The following is a 14,178-nucleotide window of genomic DNA, read 5'->3' on the forward strand; positions in this document are numbered from 1 at the left end:
GGTGCGCGTGTAGATTCTCGTCAGGTTGACCATGCACCGCAGTCTAGGACGACACGTTCATGTGATCCGTGCCGCACTCTGGTCGTGGCAGGTTACGGACAGGTAACCTGACCCCCATGCCTGACAAGCCCTGGGTGATGCGCACGTACGCCGGTCACAGCTCCGCCAAGGAGTCCAACGCCCTCTACCGCCGCAACCTGGCGAAGGGGCAGACCGGACTCTCGGTCGCCTTCGACCTGCCGACGCAGACGGGGTACGACCCCGATCACGAGCTCAGCAGGGGAGAGGTCGGCAAGGTCGGCGTCCCGATCCCGCACCTGGGTGCGATGCGGCGACTGTTCCAGGACATCCCGCTCGACACCATGAACACGTCGATGACGATCAACGCCACCGCGATGTGGCTGCTCGCGATGTACCAGGTCGCGGCCGAGGAGCAGGGCGTCGACCCGTCGCTGCTGCAGGGCACGACCCAGAACGACATCATCAAGGAGTACCTGTCCCGCGGCACGTACGTCTTCGGGCCCGCGCCGTCGCTGCGGCTGACGACCGACATGATCGCGTACACCGTCAGCACGATCCCGAAGTGGAACCCGCTCAACATCTGCAGCTATCACCTGCAGGAAGCCGGTGCGACGCCCACGCAGGAGCTCGCGTACGCGTTGACGACCGCGATCGCGGTGCTCGACTCGGTCCGCGACTCGGGGCAGGTGCCGCCGGAGGAGTTCGAGAAGGTCGTCGGCCGGATCTCGTTCTTCGTCAACGCCGGGGTGCGCTTCGTCGAGGAGATGTGCAAGATGCGCGCCTTCGGGCGGCTGTGGGACGAGATCACGCGTGAGCGCTACGGCGTGCAGGACCCCAAGATGCGCCGGCTGCGCTACGGCGTCCAGGTCAACTCGCTGGGGCTCACCGAGGCGCAGCCCGAGAACAACGTGCAGCGCATCGTCCTGGAGATGCTCGGCGTCACGCTGAGCAAGGACGCCCGGGCCCGCGCGGTGCAGCTGCCGGCGTGGAACGAGGCGCTGGGCCTGCCCCGTCCGTGGGACCAGCAGTGGTCGCTGCGCCTGCAGCAGGTGCTGGCGTTCGAGTCCGACCTGCTCGAGTACGACGACATCTTCGAGGGCTCGGTCGTCATCGAGGCCAAGGTCAGCGAGCTGATCGAGGGCGCCAAGGCCGAGATCGACCGCGTCCAGGCGATGGGCGGTGCCGTCGCGGCCGTGGAGTCGGGCTACATGAAGCAGGCGCTCGTCGGGTCCCACTCGGAGCGTCGCGCCAAGATCGAGGCCGGCGAGATGAAGGTCGTCGGCGTCAACTCCTACACCGAGACCGAGCCGTCCCCGCTGACCGCTGACCTGGACACCGCGATCATGACCGCCGACCCCGAGGCGGAGGCCAATGCGATCGCCGACGTGCAGCAATGGCGGTCGCAGCGTGACCAGGGTGCCGTCGACGAGGCGCTGCAGCGGCTGCAGGGCGAGGCCAAGGGCGACACCAACCTCATGGAGGCGACCCTCGCGGCCGTCCGCGCCGGCGCCACCGTCGGTGAGTGGGCCGGCGCGCTGCGCGAGGTGTTCGGCGAGTACCGCGCGCCCACCGGCGTCAGCGGCGTCGCCAGCGTCGCCGAGGCCGGCGCGGACCTGACCGCCCTGCGCGAGCGCGTGCGCTCGACCGGCGACGAGCTGGGCACGCGGCTGCGCTTCCTGGTCGGCAAGCCGGGCCTGGACGGGCACTCCAACGGAGCCGAGCAGATCGCGGTGCGGGCCCGGGACGCCGGCTTCGAGGTCGTCTACCAGGGCATCCGGCTGACGCCGGCGCAGATCGTCTCGGCCGCCGTGGCCGAGGACGTCCACGCCGTCGGCCTCTCGATCCTGTCGGGCTCGCACATGGAGCTCGTCCCGGACGTGCAGCGCGCGATGCAGGAGGCCGGTATCGGTGACGTCCCGCTGATCGTGGGCGGGATCATCCCGGAGTCCGACGCCCGCCGGATGGAGGCCGCCGGTGTTGCCGCGGTGTTCACCCCGAAGGACTTCGGCATGACCCCGATCATGGACCGGATCGTCGACGAGATCCGCAAGGCCAACGACCTGCCTCTCTAGCCGACCACGTCGGTCTACCACGGTCCTTCGGCAACCTGGCGCCTACCGCAGGACGTTTCCTGCGGTAGGCGCAGGCTTGCTCAGGGACCGTGGTAGACCGTCCTCAGTTGAGGACGCGGAAGTTCTCGGGGAGGGCCCCGCCGCCGATGACCTCGGTCGTCAGGTCCTGCAGCGCCATCAGGGCGACCGACTGGCTGAACGGGCCGTACGACACCCGGGCGACACCGAGCTCCTCCATGCGGGCCAGCGGCACGGCACCGGGGGCGCCGATCAGGGTCAGCTTCTGCGGACCCCACGCGTCGACGAAGGCCACGATGTCCTCCTCGGAGACCTTGCCCGGGACGAACACGACGGGGGCCCCGGCCGCGAGGTACGCCTTGCCGCGCTCGATCGCATCGGCCAGCACATCGGCGTGCGGACGGTCGCCGGCCTTGACGAACGCGTCGGTCCGGGCGTTGAGCACGAAGTCGATCCCTTCTGCCTGGCCGGCCGCGAGCACGGCCTCGACCGCGGCGACGGCCTCGGGCAGGGGCTTCATCTGGTCCTCGAGGTTGGCGCCGACGGCACCGACCTGGATCGCCATGCGGGTCGTCTCGCCGGGGTTGCCGTAGCCGGCCTCCAGGTCGGCGGTGACGGGCAGCTCGGTCGCCGAGACGACCGTGCCGATCGCCTCGATCATGAGCTCGACGGGGATGTTCTCGCCGTCCTCGTAGCCGAAGGCAGCAGCGATCGAGTGGCTGGCGGTAGCGAGGGCCGTGACGCCCGGGACCTCGGAGACGACGCGGGCGCTGATCGCGTCCCACACGTTGACAAGCTTGAGCAGTGTCGGCGCCGTGTGCAGGGCGAGGAGCTGGTGGGCCTGGGCGGTCAGGGATGAGGTGTCGGTCATGTCCCCACGGTACGACCCCGGGTGAGGCCAGCCATTCCTTCGTGGCAGCGACGCGCGGGTGTGCCCTAGGCTCGGACCACCGCTCAGGCGGCGATCTTCGGCTTGGTCTTCTGCTTGCCCTCGACCTTGACGAGCTTGCGCTTCTTGACGGTGTAGCCCTCGGGAAGGGTCCCCTCCCGCATCATGCGAAGGGGGCAGCGCTTGCAGGCAGGCTTGTCGCTGCAGCACTTCTTCTTCGGAGGCTTCGGCACCCGATAATCTTATCAGCGTGAGGTGAGCCTCGCCTTAGTACACACCAGAGAAGGACGAGACCATGGCCGCACCGGCATTCGTGACCCAGCTCAACCAGCAGCTCAAGCACGAGTTCGAGGCGCAGCAGCAGTACATCGCGATCGCGACCTTCTACGAGTCGCTCACGATGCCGCAGCTGGCATCGCTGTTCTACCAGCAGGCGCTCGAGGAGCGCGATCACGCGATGATGATGGTCCAGTACCTCCTCGACGCCGACGAGACGCCGGTCATCCCGGCCCTCGACGCACCGGTCGTCGGGTTCGCGGACGTCGTCGGGCCGGTCGCCACGGCGCTGGCCCAGGAGAAGCGGGTCACCGAGCAGATCAACGAGCTGACCCGCATCGCGCGGGAGAACAACGACTTCGCCTCGGACCAGTTCATGCAGTGGTTCATCAAGGAGCAGGTCGAGGAGGTCTCCAAGATGAGCGACCTCCTGGCCGTCGTGACGCGTTCCAAGGAGGACTACGAGCGAATCGAGGACTGGATCGCCCGTGAGGACAAGGGCACCAGCGACGACCCGACGGCGCCGCCCATCGCTGGTGCGTAGGTACGTCCTCACGCTCGTCGCGGGCGCCCTGCTGGCCGGCTGCAGCGGCAGTGGTGACACGGGCGGTTGGCATGCGAACGAGCCCGACGGCTCGACGACGGCACTGACCATCGTGGTCACACCCGATGCTGAGGCCGCGTCGACGACGTACACGCTGACCTGCGATCCCGCCGGGGGAGACCACCCCCAGCCGGAGCAGGCGTGCGGGCTGCTGGCGAACCTGGAGGCCGGCGTGCTCGACCCGGTCCCGGCCGACCGGGCCTGCACCGAGGTCTACGGCGGCCCCCAGACGGCGACCGTGACGGGCACCTACGACGGCGAGGACGTCTCGGCGACCTTCGACCGTACGAACGGCTGCGAGATCGACCGCTGGGAGCAGCTCGGCACGACGTTCTTCGCCGTGCCGCTGCAGTGAGGGCGCGCGGTTCGTTCCGCTCGGGCCCTCGGCCGCGGTTGTCCGCTAGAACAGTCGCAAGGACGGGTCGTCGATGCCGCGCAGCTCGTCGTAGTTGACGACGACGCACTCGATGCCGCGATCGGTGGCCAGGACCCGGGCCTGCGGCTTGATCTCCTGGGCGGCGAAGATGCCCCGCACGGGACGCAGCGAGGGATCGCGGTTCATGAGCTCGAGGTAGCGGGTCAGCTGCTCGACCCCGTCGATGTCGCCGCGGCGCTTGATCTCGACCGCGACGGAGGCGTTGGCCGCGTCCCGGCAGAGCAGGTCGACCGGCCCGATCGCGGTCATGAACTCACGCCGGACCAGCGTCATGCCGTCGCCGAGGGCGCCGGTGTGCTCGGCGAGCAGCTCCTGCAGGTGCTTCTCGACGCCGTCCTTGCGCAGGCCGGGGTCGATGCCGAGCTCGTGCGCGGAGTCGTGCAGGACCTCCTCGATCCGGATGCGCAGCGTGTCGTCGGTCTTGCCGGCGGTGACGACCCACTCGGCGACGCCGTCGTCCGCGGTGCCCTCGCGCAGGGTGCACGGCGGGCTCATCCAGTTGAGCGGCTTGTAGGACCCGCCGTCGGAGTGGATCAGCACCGAGCCGTCGTTCTTGACCATGATGACCCGCGTCGCCAGAGGCAGGTGGGCGGCGAGCCGCCCCGCGTAGTCGACCTGGCAGCGGGCTACGAGCAGCCTCACTTCACCCTCGTCGCGGTGCCGAGGGTGAACTCGAGGGTGTCACCGACGATCGTGCCCTTGTCGGTGTCACCGTCGTCGCCGACCAGGGAGATCGTGTCGCCCTCGACGGAGTACTTGCCGGTGCGGAAGTCGTCGATGCCCATGTAGTCCTGGACGAACGTGCCGTCCTCGATCAGGTGCAGGACGTAGTCCTCGGCCTTGATCTCCCAGTCACCGCGCAGCGCGACGGCGCCGTCGGTGTCGGGATCGACCGAGGGTGCCTGCGACGTGACGGCCGGCGGTGTGGTGGTCTCGGTCGGGGAGGTCACACCACCCTCGGAATCACTCTTGCCGCATCCGGCGAGCGCCGTCAGTGCGATGCCGACGATGGTTGTGGCGATCGTCATACGTCGATTCATCGTTCTCCCATATTGACCGTCAGCAGTGTCACGTTAGTGTGGCACGACCGCTTTATTACTGAGGAGTAGCCATGCAGGAAATAGTCGATCGTCTCGCCGCGAGCGACCCGGCCGCTGAGATTGCACGGAAGCTTCTGCTGCCGTACTTGAACCACGCCGCCACGATGTACGAGAGCGGGTACGCGACCGCCGCCGACATCGACGCCTCGATGCGATTCGGCTGCGGATACCCGATCGGTCCGCTGGCCCTGGTCGACGCTCTGGGCGCACAGGCCGTCGTGACGGGCCTCGACAAGCTGTACGCCGAGACGGGAGACGAGCTGCACCAGCCGGTCGCGGTGCTGAGCACGCAGGCCGCGGACGGCTCGACGTTCGCGTCGGCCACCGCCGACGGCGATGCCGCGCCGCAGCTGCGCCACGAGATCAACCGAGTCGGCGTCGTCGGCACCGGCACGATGGCTTCGGGCATCGTCGAGGTGTTCGCCAAGGCCGGCTACGACGTGACCTTCGTGGGGCGCGGCGAGGACAAGGTCGCCGGCGTCGTCGCCGCGATCACCAGGAGCCTCGACAAGGCCGTCTCGCGCGGCAAGCTCGACGAGGACGGCAAGGCCGCGGTCCTGGGCCGCCTGACCGGCGCCACCGAGCGCGAGGCGCTCGCCGACGCCGACATCATCGTGGAGGCCATCGCCGAGGACCTCGACATCAAGCTCGCGCTGTTCGCCGATCTTGACCGCATCGCCAAGCCCGGTGCGATCCTCGCCACGACGACGTCGTCGTTGTCGATCAACGCGTGCGCCGCAGCGACGAGCCGTCCCCAGGACGTCATCGGCATGCACTTCTTCAACCCCGCCGCGATCATGAAGCTCGTCGAGGTCGTCACGGCTGACGACACGTCCGTCGAGGTCGACGAGACCGTGCGGGCGCTGTGCCTGGCCACCGGCAAGCACCCGGTGTCGTGCGGCGACCGGGCCGGCTTCATCGTCAACGCCCTGCTGTTTCCCTACCTCAACGACGCGATCAAGCTGCACGAGGCCGACGGCGGCTCGCTCGACGAGATCGACGAGGCGCTCAAGCAGACCAAGCTCCCGATGGGGCCGTTCCAGCTGCTCGACGTCGTCGGCAACGACGTGTCGCTCGCGATCCAGCAGTCCCTGGTCAGCACCTTCGGGCACGCCGGCTGGCAGCCCGCGCCGACCCTGGAGCGCCTGGTCGCCGAGGGCAAGCTGGGCCGCAAGACCGGCGAGGGTTTTCACTCGTACTGAGCCGTGAGAAGTGGTCACGCCGCGAGAGCGTGACAAGTTCGTGCTGCGAGGCCGGTAACCCCAGGGTTCCGGCCTCGTTGCTCTCTGCGGGGGACAGACCAGCAGGAGCGCACGATGTCCATGTCGACCCACCTGAGCGCCTCAGCGCGCTTCGTGCGGTCGACGTGCCTGGCGTTGGCGATCGCGCTCCTGGTCGGCTTCGTCGCCGTGCAGTCGTTCATGGCGCAGTACGGGACGCCGGTCCGGACGGTCGTCCTCGACGCCTCGGGGACCGATCGGGTGCTCGCCGCGGCGATCGCGGCCCAGGACCGGGCCGGCCTGCGCTGCTCGGAGAAGCCGGCGCTGACCGATGTGGTCCTGTTCCAGCACGACCGTGGGGAGACGGTCAGCGTGGTGACGTTCGCCGAGGCTGTCACCCGGTCCGCCGCGCACGAGGGCTGGATCCGCCGCTACTGCGTCTAGCGCCACCGAACAGCGGGGTCCACCCCTGGGTGACGGCGTCCGTAGACTGGACGCATGCCCCGCAGACGAGTCGCGCGCCCCGCGCCGGCGCCGCTGCGGAGCCCGCCGGAGCAGCACGAGCACAAGGCCGACGGGGAGTGGGTCGTCCGTACGACCCGCGGATCGTCGACCAAGGACTACCGGTGCCCGGGGTGCGCCCAGCTCATCGCCCGCGGGCGGGCCCACGTCGTGGCGTGGCCCGTCGAGAAGGCGCTGCTGAGCGAGGCGGCCATCGACGATCGCCGTCATTGGCACACGGCCTGCTGGGCCAGGAAGCACTAGGACATGACCGAGAAGATCCGTGGCAGCTCCGTCCTGCCGGCCCGGCGCGAGCCGATCACGCTCGAGACCGCCGACGGCCTGAGCCTCGTCGGCGAGCTGGCGCTGCCGCTGGACCGGCCGCCCGTCGCGACGATGATCTGCCTGCACCCGCTGCCGACGCACGGCGGGATGATGGACAGTCACCTGTTCCGCAAGGCGGCCTACCGGCTGCCGGCGCTGGCCGGCATCGCGGTCCTGCGGTTCAACACCCGCGGCACGTCGAGCGTCCAGGGCACGAGCGAGGGGGAGTTCGACAACGGCGTCAGCGAACGCTTCGACGTCGCCGCGGCGGTCGAGCACGCCGAGTTCGCGGACCTCCCACACATCTGGCTGGTCGGCTGGTCGTTCGGCACCGACCTGACCCTCAAGTACGGCCTCGAGCCGTCGGTCGAGGGCATCGTCCTGCTGTCGCCGCCGCTGCGCTACTCGACGCCCGAGGACCTGGCGGCGTGGGCGGCTTCAGGCCGGCCCGTCACGGCGCTGGTCCCCGAGCACGATGACTACCTGCAGCCGGCGGAGGCGCACGAGCGGTTCGCCGCGATCCCGCAGGCCGAGGTCATCGGGGTCGACGGCGCGAAGCACCTGTGGGTCGGGGACTCCGAGCGCGCGCTCGACGAGATCACCCGCAAGCTGGCGCCGTCGGTGCCGCTGCCGCTGCCGTCCACGTGGGACGGACCCATGGAACGGGCCGACTCGTCGGTGTACCGCGACCGGACGGTCGCGGCGTTCGCCGACGTGCCGCGGCCCGACTGACCCGGGTCAGCTCGCGGGCTTGCCCTCGGCGGCCTGGTCCGGCGTCGTGTCGCCCGCCGTCGTGGTGTCCACGACGTCCTTGTCGGTGTCGGTGTCGGTGTCGGCGGCCGGCTCGTCGACGGCCTTGTCCGCCGAGGTCGTCTCATCCGACGAGCCCCCGGGCGCGAAGGTCGACACGATGTCCCGCAGCTGACCCATCTGGGCCATGATGCCGTCCTTGCGACGCTGCAGCTCCTCGACCTCCGAGCGCAGCAGACGCGTCTGCCGCTCGGCCTCGGTCGTCGCGGTGGCCCGGATCTTCTGTGCCTCGGCGTTGGCGCTCGAGACGAGCTGCGCCGCCTGCGTCTTGGTCTGGTCCAGCAGGCGGGCCGCCTCGGTGCTCGCGGCGTCCCGTGCCTTGGCCGCCTGGCTCATGATGTTGCGGGCGCGCTCGTCGGCCGCGGCGGCACGCGTCTCGGCGTCCTTGACCAGCTTGCCGGTCTGCTCCATCGCGGAGGCGTGGTTCTCCGACGCCTCGCGGGCCAAACGCTCCTTCTCGACCGCCAGCACGCGGCGGGCCTCGGAGACCTCACGGTCGGCCGCCGCGCGGGCCTGCTCGACGTCACGGGTCGCGCCGAGGCGCATGTTCTGGGCGTCCTGCTCGGCGGCCAGCTTGAGCTGAGCGGCCTCCCGCTCGGCCTGCGCGCGCAGGTCCTCGGAGTGGGCGAGCGCGTCGGCGTGCATCGTCTCTACGTCGGCCAGCAGTCCCTTGCGCTTCTCCTCGAGCTCGACGGCGGCCTGGCCGCGCAGCTCCTCCGCGTCGTGGTGGGCAGAGGCGCGCACGATCGCGGCCTCCTCCTCGGCCTTCGTGACGAGCTCGATGGCCTCGCGGTTGGCGCGGTTGCGGACGTCCTCGGCCTCCTGCTCGGCCAGCCCGAGCAGCTGGGCGGCGTGGTTGCCGAGCCCCGTGTAGTTGGGCTTCTCGATCGCCTCGACGCGCTCCTTGAGCTGGTCGACGAGATCGCGCAGGCCATCGTTCTCGTCCTCGGCGGCCTTCAGGCTCTCGATGGCGCGCGAGAGCTCCGCGGACTGGGTGCGGGCCCATGCGTCGACCGCGTCACTGTCGTATCCGCCGCGGCGGGCCAGCGGAAACGTCGCGCCGCCTGCCTTGTCGGCCGAGTCGAAGATGGACAATCCGGGCTGGTCGGACATGCTGTTCCCGTTCGTCAAAGTGGGGGTGTGGGGATGAGGTCCACCTTACCTTCCGGGACGAAGCACGGGTACGACCGAATCGCGGTCGTACCCGTGCGTCGTTGCCGTTTCTTGCGGTCCTGCGGACTCAGACCCCGCGGAACCGGTTGATCTTGTCGAGGTGCAGGGCGCGCTTCTCCTCGTTGCGGACGCCCAGACCCTCTTCGGGAGCCAGCGCGAGGACTCCGACCTTGCCCTGGTGCAGGTTGTGGTGCACGTCGAGCGCCGCCTGGCCGGTCTCCTCCAGCGTGTAGACGCGCGACAGGGTCGGGTGGATCAGACCCTTGTCGATGAGCCGGTTGGCCTCGAAGGCTTCGCGGTAGTTGGCGAAGTGCGAGCTCTTGATGTTCTTGAGGTTCATCCAGAGGTAGCGGTTGTCGTACTGGTGCATGTAGCCCGACGTCGACGCGCAGGTGATGATCGTCCCGCCCTTGCGCGCGACGTAGACCGAGGCGCCGAACGTCTCGCGGCCCGGGTGCTCGAAGACGATGTCCGGGTCCTCGCCGCCGGTGAGCTCACGGATCTTCTTGCCGAAGCGCTGCCACTCCTTGGGGTCCTGGGTGTTCTCGTCCTTCCAGAACTTGTAGCCCTCGGCCGAGCGGTCGATGACGTGCTCGGCGCCGAGCGAGCGGACGATCTCGGCCTTCTCGGGGGAGGACACGACGCAGACCGGGATCGCGCCGCCGTTCAGCGCGAACTGCGTGGCGTACGAGCCGAGGCCGCCGGAGGCGCCCCAGATCAGCACGGTGTCGCCCTGCTTCATGTTGGCGCCGTTCTTCGACACCAGCTGGCGGTACGCCGTGGCGTTCACCAGGCCCGGGCTCGCTGCCTCCTCCCACGTGAGGTGGTCGGGCTTGGGCAGGAGCTGGTTGGACTTGACGATCGCGAGCTGCGCCAGGCCGCCGAAGTTGGTCTCGAAGCCCCAGATGCGCTGCTGGGGGTCCATCATCGTGTCGTCGTGGCCGTCGGGGCTCTCGAGCTCGACCGACAGGCAGTGCGCGACGACCTCGGCACCCGGCGCCCAGGCGTTGACGCCCGGCCCCGTGCGCAGGACCACGCCGGCCAGGTCCGAGCCGACGACGTGGTACGGCAGGTCGTGCCGCTTGGTGTACTCGCTCAGGCGGCCGTAGCGCTCGAGGAACGAGAACGTCGAGACCGGCTCGAAGATCGAGGTCCAGACGGTGTTGTAGTTGATCGCGCTGGCCATGACGGCGACGAGAGCCTCGCCCGGGGCGAGCTCGGGGATCGGCACGTCGTCGAGGTGCAGACTCTTGCGCGGGTCCTTGTCCCGGCTGGCGAGTCCTTCGAACATGTCCACCTCGTCCTTGTGGACGGTGATGCCCTTGTAGGTCTCGGGGAGGGTGATGTTGGCGAAGTCCTCGGGGGACGTGTCACCGGCCTGGATGGCATCGAGAATGTTCTGCACGGGGGATCCTTCGGTCGGGGTCTCCGCGATGTTACTAATCGTTAACATCTCCGGCTACCGCGCGTGACTGTGATCCCGACCTCAGTTGGTGGTTCTGAGGTCGCCGACCGGGTCCGCCGTCACGATCAGGTTGTCCCGGTAGCCGCCGCGGCCGGCATCGAACGGGCCCGCGCAGGTGATGAGGATCAGGCGGAGAGGCTGGTGGACCGAGAAGATGGCAGTGTCGGCCGACAGCGACGCACGGGGGGCGAGACGCACCGACACGATCTCGAACACCTGGTCGGAGTCGGAGCCGGAGCCCGCCACGCGGATCCGTTGGCCGGGCCTGGCTCGCAGCAGCTCGGCGAACGGGCCGATCCCTTCCGAGATCGAGTCCACGTGAGCCGCCAGGACCATGGCGCCGTACGAGTCGCCGATCCCGGAGCCTCCGTCCCACCAGCCGGCCCGATCGATGTCGGACGGGAGGCCGAGCACCCCGTTCCCGGCCGTGGCCACGACGTCCACCGGCATCGCGACGCCGCTGGGCAGCCGGAGGGTCTCCGGGCGCTCGGTCCGGACCTGCGACTCGGCAGGCTTGCCCAGGGCGGCCGATGACACGGTCGACGGGACTGCGGGCCCGCCTCGGCTCACCGGGGCCACCGGCCTGGTCAGGGCGGCGAGCACCAACGCGGTGGCGAGGACGAGGACCGACGCCAGGCCCGCCCACCGTGTACGTGACCAGCCGCCCGGCCGCATGAGGTCACCGGTCGGCCCGGCGGCGCACACCTCTGACCAGCACGATCGCCACACCGACGATCGCGGCCGTGAGGACGCTGACGGCTGCAACGGCGGTCTGCTGCCCCTCACGCTGGTCCCCGGAGTGCCCCGGCGCGACGAGTCCTGCGGAGCCGGCATCCACGGATCCCGGACTGTCCGATCCTCCCCGCCTCAAGGGCAGCACCTGGACGACGGCGTCCATGCTGCCCTCCTTCGGCTGACCGATCGCGAAGACCCTCGTGAGGACGCCGGCCTTCACGTCGAGGTCGATCGGTCCGAGCAGCGGCGAGGAGTCGCCCGTGGGCACGATCTCGACGGAATAGGTGTCGGGCGGCACCTCAGCGGTGATGAACTCCCCGTTCGCGATGTTGGCGAACAGCACCTTCCCGTCGACGCGTACGTCGGCCGGCGGGACCACGGCGGTGTGGGCGACCGTCAGGCGTCCCATCCCGGCAGCAACGGGGCTGACGTCGTTGCTGAACACCGTCGTCTCGGGCTGCCTCGCCGGGTCGGCCGGCCAATGGAGGACGATGTCCATGCTGCGCCTGGAGGCGTCGAAGGACTTCTTGACCGTCCAGTCCGGAGACGTGAAGGTGACCGTGTGCTGACCGGACGGCAGGTCCACCGGCCCGACCACGGCCTTCGCCGCCACCGACCTGCCGACCTCGTCGCCGTCGACTGTGACGTCCACCGTGGTGCCGGGCACCCCCTGGACGATGAAGACCTTGCCGGTCGGATCGGCGGCCGAGGCGGCGACCCCGCCCGCGCGAGGAGCCGCGACCAGTGCGGCGGAGACGGCCAGGAGGGCGCAGGCGCGGCACGTTCTTGTCGCCATCGGCAGAGACATGGCAGGCGCACCTCGGAAGAAGTCCCGACGGGACCCGAGACCACCCTCAAGTATAGGAAGCTCCGGCCGACCTGTCACCGGTAGAATTGTTTCCCTGGCTCGTAGGACTTCGGGGCGAAGGCAACGAGGAATCGCCATGGCGACGCGGAGAAGGAATCGCCGGGTCAGGCCCGGCCGAACACCAGTGCCCAGAACCTCTCTGCCTCCGGCGCACCACCGTGCACAGACCCGGACTCCGCTTCGTCGCTACCGCTGGGCGGCGTTGGTGGCGGGCATCGTGATCGCCGTGGTGGTCTTCGGCAGCTGGCGCCTCTCGGAGGGCGAGAACTCCGCCGTGCCGGGAGTGTGGTCGACCGTGGCTGTCAGCTCCGGGGACTCGGTGGACATCGTGGAACGGCTCACCTTCGCCAGCGCTCGCGCGAGCTTGACCGTGTCGATCCCGACCCGTGAGGCCCCCACCGAGCGGTTCGACCCGCGCGTCGACAAGCTGCGGGTCCGCGCCGACGGTCGTGCGGCGCCAGGTCTCAGCAAGCCGCTGGGCAAGGGGGAGACCCACACGTTCACCTTCCCCGAACCGGCGACCTCCGTCGTGCTGACGTACGCCGCCACGGGAACGGTCGCCAAGACACGGCCATCAGCTCCGGGCCGCGCCCTGGCGTTGCTGACGCCCCTCACGATCGAGGGTCAGGTGGAGCTGGGGAGCCGGGTCGAGATCGAGCGGGACGGCGTGCTCAACCTCGGCTGCATCGCCGCGGGCGCTCCGATGACCGCCTGCGGCTCCGAGACAGCACGGCACTGGGTCGTCGAGCGCATCGCCGGCGACCCGGTCGTAGACGTCGTCGCCCAGATCGACCTGCCCGAGACGCCGCGACCCTGACAGGTGCCCAGCCGGGTCAGTGCGACGCTGTCGCGGCCGGCTCGACGAGCTCTACCAGGACGCCGCCGGCGTCCTTGGGGTGCACGAAGTTGACCCGGGAGTCCGACGTGCCGCGCTTCGGGGCGTCGTAGAGGAGCCGGACGCCGCGCTCGCGCAGGATCGCCGAGACGGCCTCGATGTCGGCGACGCGGTAGGCGAGCTGCTGGATGCCCTGGCCGTTGCGAGCGATGAACTTGGCGATCGTGGACTCCTCGCTGAGCGGGGCCAGGAGCTGGATGCGGGTGTCGGAGTCGCCGACCGCGAGCATCGCCTCACGGACGCCCTGCTCCTCGTTGACCTCCTCGTGCACCGAGTGGAGGCCGAACGTCGACGCGTAGAACTCCAGGGCGTCGTCGAGATCGGGCACGGCGATGCCGACGTGATCGATCGTCAGGAGCAGGTGGGCGGGAACCAGCGGGGTCGTCATGCAGATGAGGGTATGGCAATCGCGGGGGTGCTGCCCGGGTGATCCGGGGCACACCCAGGTGGCCGGCGCGTTACCTCTGAGTAAAGTGGCGACAACCGCTCTCTGTCAGAGACGTTTGTTCACAGACTGCCCTCGAAGGAGCTCCTCTCATGACCCAGTCCGTCATCGTCGCCGGCGCGCGCACCCCGATCGGCCGCCTGCTCGGCGGTCTCAAGACCCTCTCCGGCTCCGACCTCGGAGGGCTGGCCATCAAGGGCGCCCTCGAGATGGCCGGCGTCTCGGGTGACCAGGTCGACTACGTCATCATGGGGCAGGTCCTGACCGCCGGCGCCGGTCAGATGCCCGCCCGCCAGGCCGCCTTCAAGGCCGGCATCCCGCTGGAC

The 14,178-nt window shown here is 69.6% G+C and carries 17 protein-coding genes and 1 pseudogene; 9 read left to right on the forward strand and 9 right to left on the reverse strand.

Annotated features, from left to right (window positions below):
• Positions 1–116 precede the first annotated feature (116 nt).
• Positions 117–2,093: a protein meaA gene (locus JWQ91_RS02940; RefSeq protein WP_297780599.1), complete on the forward strand. Its 1,977-nt coding sequence runs from the start codon at positions 117–119 to the stop codon at positions 2,091–2,093.
• A 103-nt stretch (positions 2,094–2,196) separates the two neighbouring features.
• Here JWQ91_RS02940 and JWQ91_RS02945 read toward each other — a convergent pair whose 3' ends face one another.
• On the reverse strand, positions 2,197–2,982 hold the full coding sequence (locus JWQ91_RS02945) for an isocitrate lyase/phosphoenolpyruvate mutase family protein (protein WP_297780602.1): 786 nt from the start codon (positions 2,980–2,982) through the stop codon (positions 2,197–2,199).
• An 83-nt stretch (positions 2,983–3,065) separates the two neighbouring features.
• Positions 3,066–3,233 (reverse strand): hypothetical protein, encoded by a 168-nt coding sequence (locus JWQ91_RS02950; RefSeq protein WP_297780605.1) that lies wholly within the window; start codon positions 3,231–3,233, stop codon positions 3,066–3,068.
• A 62-nt stretch (positions 3,234–3,295) separates the two neighbouring features.
• On the opposite strand from JWQ91_RS02950, the gene JWQ91_RS02955 reads away from it, so the two are divergent.
• Positions 3,296–3,820: a ferritin gene (locus JWQ91_RS02955; RefSeq protein ID WP_297780608.1), complete on the forward strand. Its 525-nt coding sequence runs from the start codon at positions 3,296–3,298 to the stop codon at positions 3,818–3,820.
• Positions 3,813–4,235, forward strand: a complete 423-nt coding sequence (locus tag JWQ91_RS02960; protein WP_297780611.1) for an SSI family serine proteinase inhibitor — start codon at positions 3,813–3,815, stop codon at positions 4,233–4,235. The genes JWQ91_RS02955 and JWQ91_RS02960 overlap by 8 nt, the downstream gene beginning before the upstream one ends.
• Positions 4,236–4,280: 45 nt before the next feature.
• Here JWQ91_RS02960 and nucS read toward each other — a convergent pair whose 3' ends face one another.
• Positions 4,281–4,958, reverse strand: coding sequence for an endonuclease NucS (gene nucS, locus JWQ91_RS02965; protein WP_297780614.1), 678 nt, complete (start codon positions 4,956–4,958; stop codon positions 4,281–4,283).
• On the reverse strand, positions 4,955–5,344 hold the full coding sequence (locus JWQ91_RS02970) for a hypothetical protein (RefSeq protein WP_297780617.1): 390 nt from the start codon (positions 5,342–5,344) through the stop codon (positions 4,955–4,957). Before JWQ91_RS02970 ends, nucS begins: the two co-directional genes overlap by 4 nt.
• Positions 5,345–5,427: 83 nt before the next feature.
• Here JWQ91_RS02970 and JWQ91_RS02975 point away from each other — a divergent pair, with 83 nt between their 5' ends.
• The 4 genes from JWQ91_RS02975 to JWQ91_RS02990 all read left to right on the forward strand — a co-directional run bounded on the left by JWQ91_RS02975 (position 5,428) and on the right by JWQ91_RS02990 (position 8,193).
• Positions 5,428–6,618 carry a 3-hydroxyacyl-CoA dehydrogenase family protein gene (locus tag JWQ91_RS02975; RefSeq protein ID WP_297780620.1) on the forward strand — a complete coding sequence of 397 codons (1,191 nt, stop codon included), beginning with the start codon at positions 5,428–5,430 and terminating at the stop codon, positions 6,616–6,618.
• A 114-nt stretch (positions 6,619–6,732) separates the two neighbouring features.
• Positions 6,733–7,080, forward strand: a complete 348-nt coding sequence (locus JWQ91_RS02980) for a hypothetical protein (RefSeq protein WP_297780623.1) — start codon at positions 6,733–6,735, stop codon at positions 7,078–7,080.
• Between the two features lie 54 nt (positions 7,081–7,134).
• Positions 7,135–7,401, forward strand: coding sequence for a hypothetical protein (locus tag JWQ91_RS02985; RefSeq protein WP_297780626.1), 267 nt, complete (start codon positions 7,135–7,137; stop codon positions 7,399–7,401).
• Positions 7,402–7,404: 3 nt separating this feature from the next.
• Positions 7,405–8,193 (forward strand): alpha/beta hydrolase, encoded by a 789-nt coding sequence (locus JWQ91_RS02990; protein WP_297780629.1) that lies wholly within the window; start codon positions 7,405–7,407, stop codon positions 8,191–8,193.
• Positions 8,194–8,199: 6 nt separating this feature from the next.
• On the opposite strand, the gene JWQ91_RS02995 is transcribed toward JWQ91_RS02990, so the two are convergent.
• The 4 genes from JWQ91_RS02995 to JWQ91_RS03010 form a co-directional block, all read right to left on the reverse strand.
• Complete coding sequence (locus JWQ91_RS02995; protein WP_297780632.1) at positions 8,200–9,384, reverse strand: hypothetical protein; 1,185 nt, start codon at positions 9,382–9,384, stop codon at positions 8,200–8,202.
• Positions 9,385–9,511: 127 nt separating this feature from the next.
• A complete protein-coding gene (gene ccrA, locus JWQ91_RS03000; protein ID WP_297780635.1) occupies positions 9,512–10,849 on the reverse strand; it encodes a crotonyl-CoA carboxylase/reductase in 1,338 nt (445 codons plus the stop codon).
• 81 nt (positions 10,850–10,930) lie between these two features.
• On the reverse strand, positions 10,931–11,446 hold the full coding sequence (locus JWQ91_RS03005) for a class F sortase (protein ID WP_297780639.1): 516 nt from the start codon (positions 11,444–11,446) through the stop codon (positions 10,931–10,933).
• A 142-nt stretch (positions 11,447–11,588) separates the two neighbouring features.
• Complete coding sequence (locus JWQ91_RS03010; protein WP_297780642.1) at positions 11,589–12,452, reverse strand: DUF4397 domain-containing protein; 864 nt, start codon at positions 12,450–12,452, stop codon at positions 11,589–11,591.
• A gap of 265 nt (positions 12,453–12,717) precedes the next feature.
• Between JWQ91_RS03010 and JWQ91_RS03015 the strand changes: the two genes are divergently transcribed.
• A complete protein-coding gene (locus JWQ91_RS03015) occupies positions 12,718–13,329 on the forward strand; it encodes a hypothetical protein (RefSeq protein WP_297780645.1) in 612 nt (203 codons plus the stop codon).
• A 16-nt stretch (positions 13,330–13,345) separates the two neighbouring features.
• Here JWQ91_RS03015 and mce read toward each other — a convergent pair whose 3' ends face one another.
• The gene (gene mce / locus JWQ91_RS03020; RefSeq protein WP_297780648.1) at positions 13,346–13,795 is read right to left on the reverse strand and encodes a methylmalonyl-CoA epimerase; all 450 of its coding nucleotides are present in this window, start codon (positions 13,793–13,795) and stop codon (positions 13,346–13,348) included.
• A 149-nt stretch (positions 13,796–13,944) separates the two neighbouring features.
• Between mce and JWQ91_RS03025 the strand changes: the two are divergent.
• Positions 13,945–14,178, forward strand: a pseudogene (locus JWQ91_RS03025) (acetyl-CoA C-acyltransferase); the annotation flags it as partial.

It is taken from the genome of Aeromicrobium sp. (genome assembly GCF_025965075.1).
In the GTDB taxonomy this organism is placed as follows: domain Bacteria; phylum Actinomycetota; class Actinomycetes; order Propionibacteriales; family Nocardioidaceae; genus Aeromicrobium.

What these genes read in the sequence shown, in the direction of transcription:
- JWQ91_RS02940 (WP_297780599.1), top strand. Translation starts at nt 117, where the DNA reads ATGCCTGACAAGCCCTGGGTGATGCGCACGTACGCCGGTCACAGCTCC.
- JWQ91_RS02945 (WP_297780602.1), bottom strand. Translation starts at nt 2,982, where the DNA reads ATGACCGACACCTCATCCCTGACCGCCCAGGCCCACCAGCTCCTCGCC.
- JWQ91_RS02955 (WP_297780608.1), top strand. Translation starts at nt 3,296, where the DNA reads ATGGCCGCACCGGCATTCGTGACCCAGCTCAACCAGCAGCTCAAGCAC.
- JWQ91_RS02970 (WP_297780617.1), bottom strand. Translation starts at nt 5,344, where the DNA reads ATGACGATCGCCACAACCATCGTCGGCATCGCACTGACGGCGCTCGCC.
- JWQ91_RS02975 (WP_297780620.1), top strand. Translation starts at nt 5,428, where the DNA reads ATGCAGGAAATAGTCGATCGTCTCGCCGCGAGCGACCCGGCCGCTGAG.
- JWQ91_RS02980 (WP_297780623.1), top strand. Translation starts at nt 6,733, where the DNA reads ATGTCCATGTCGACCCACCTGAGCGCCTCAGCGCGCTTCGTGCGGTCG.
- JWQ91_RS02985 (WP_297780626.1), top strand. Translation starts at nt 7,135, where the DNA reads ATGCCCCGCAGACGAGTCGCGCGCCCCGCGCCGGCGCCGCTGCGGAGC.
- JWQ91_RS02990 (WP_297780629.1), top strand. Translation starts at nt 7,405, where the DNA reads ATGACCGAGAAGATCCGTGGCAGCTCCGTCCTGCCGGCCCGGCGCGAG.
- JWQ91_RS02995 (WP_297780632.1), bottom strand. Translation starts at nt 9,384, where the DNA reads ATGTCCGACCAGCCCGGATTGTCCATCTTCGACTCGGCCGACAAGGCA.
- JWQ91_RS03010 (WP_297780642.1), bottom strand. Translation starts at nt 12,452, where the DNA reads ATGTCTCTGCCGATGGCGACAAGAACGTGCCGCGCCTGCGCCCTCCTG.
- mce (WP_297780648.1), bottom strand. Translation starts at nt 13,795, where the DNA reads ATGACGACCCCGCTGGTTCCCGCCCACCTGCTCCTGACGATCGATCAC.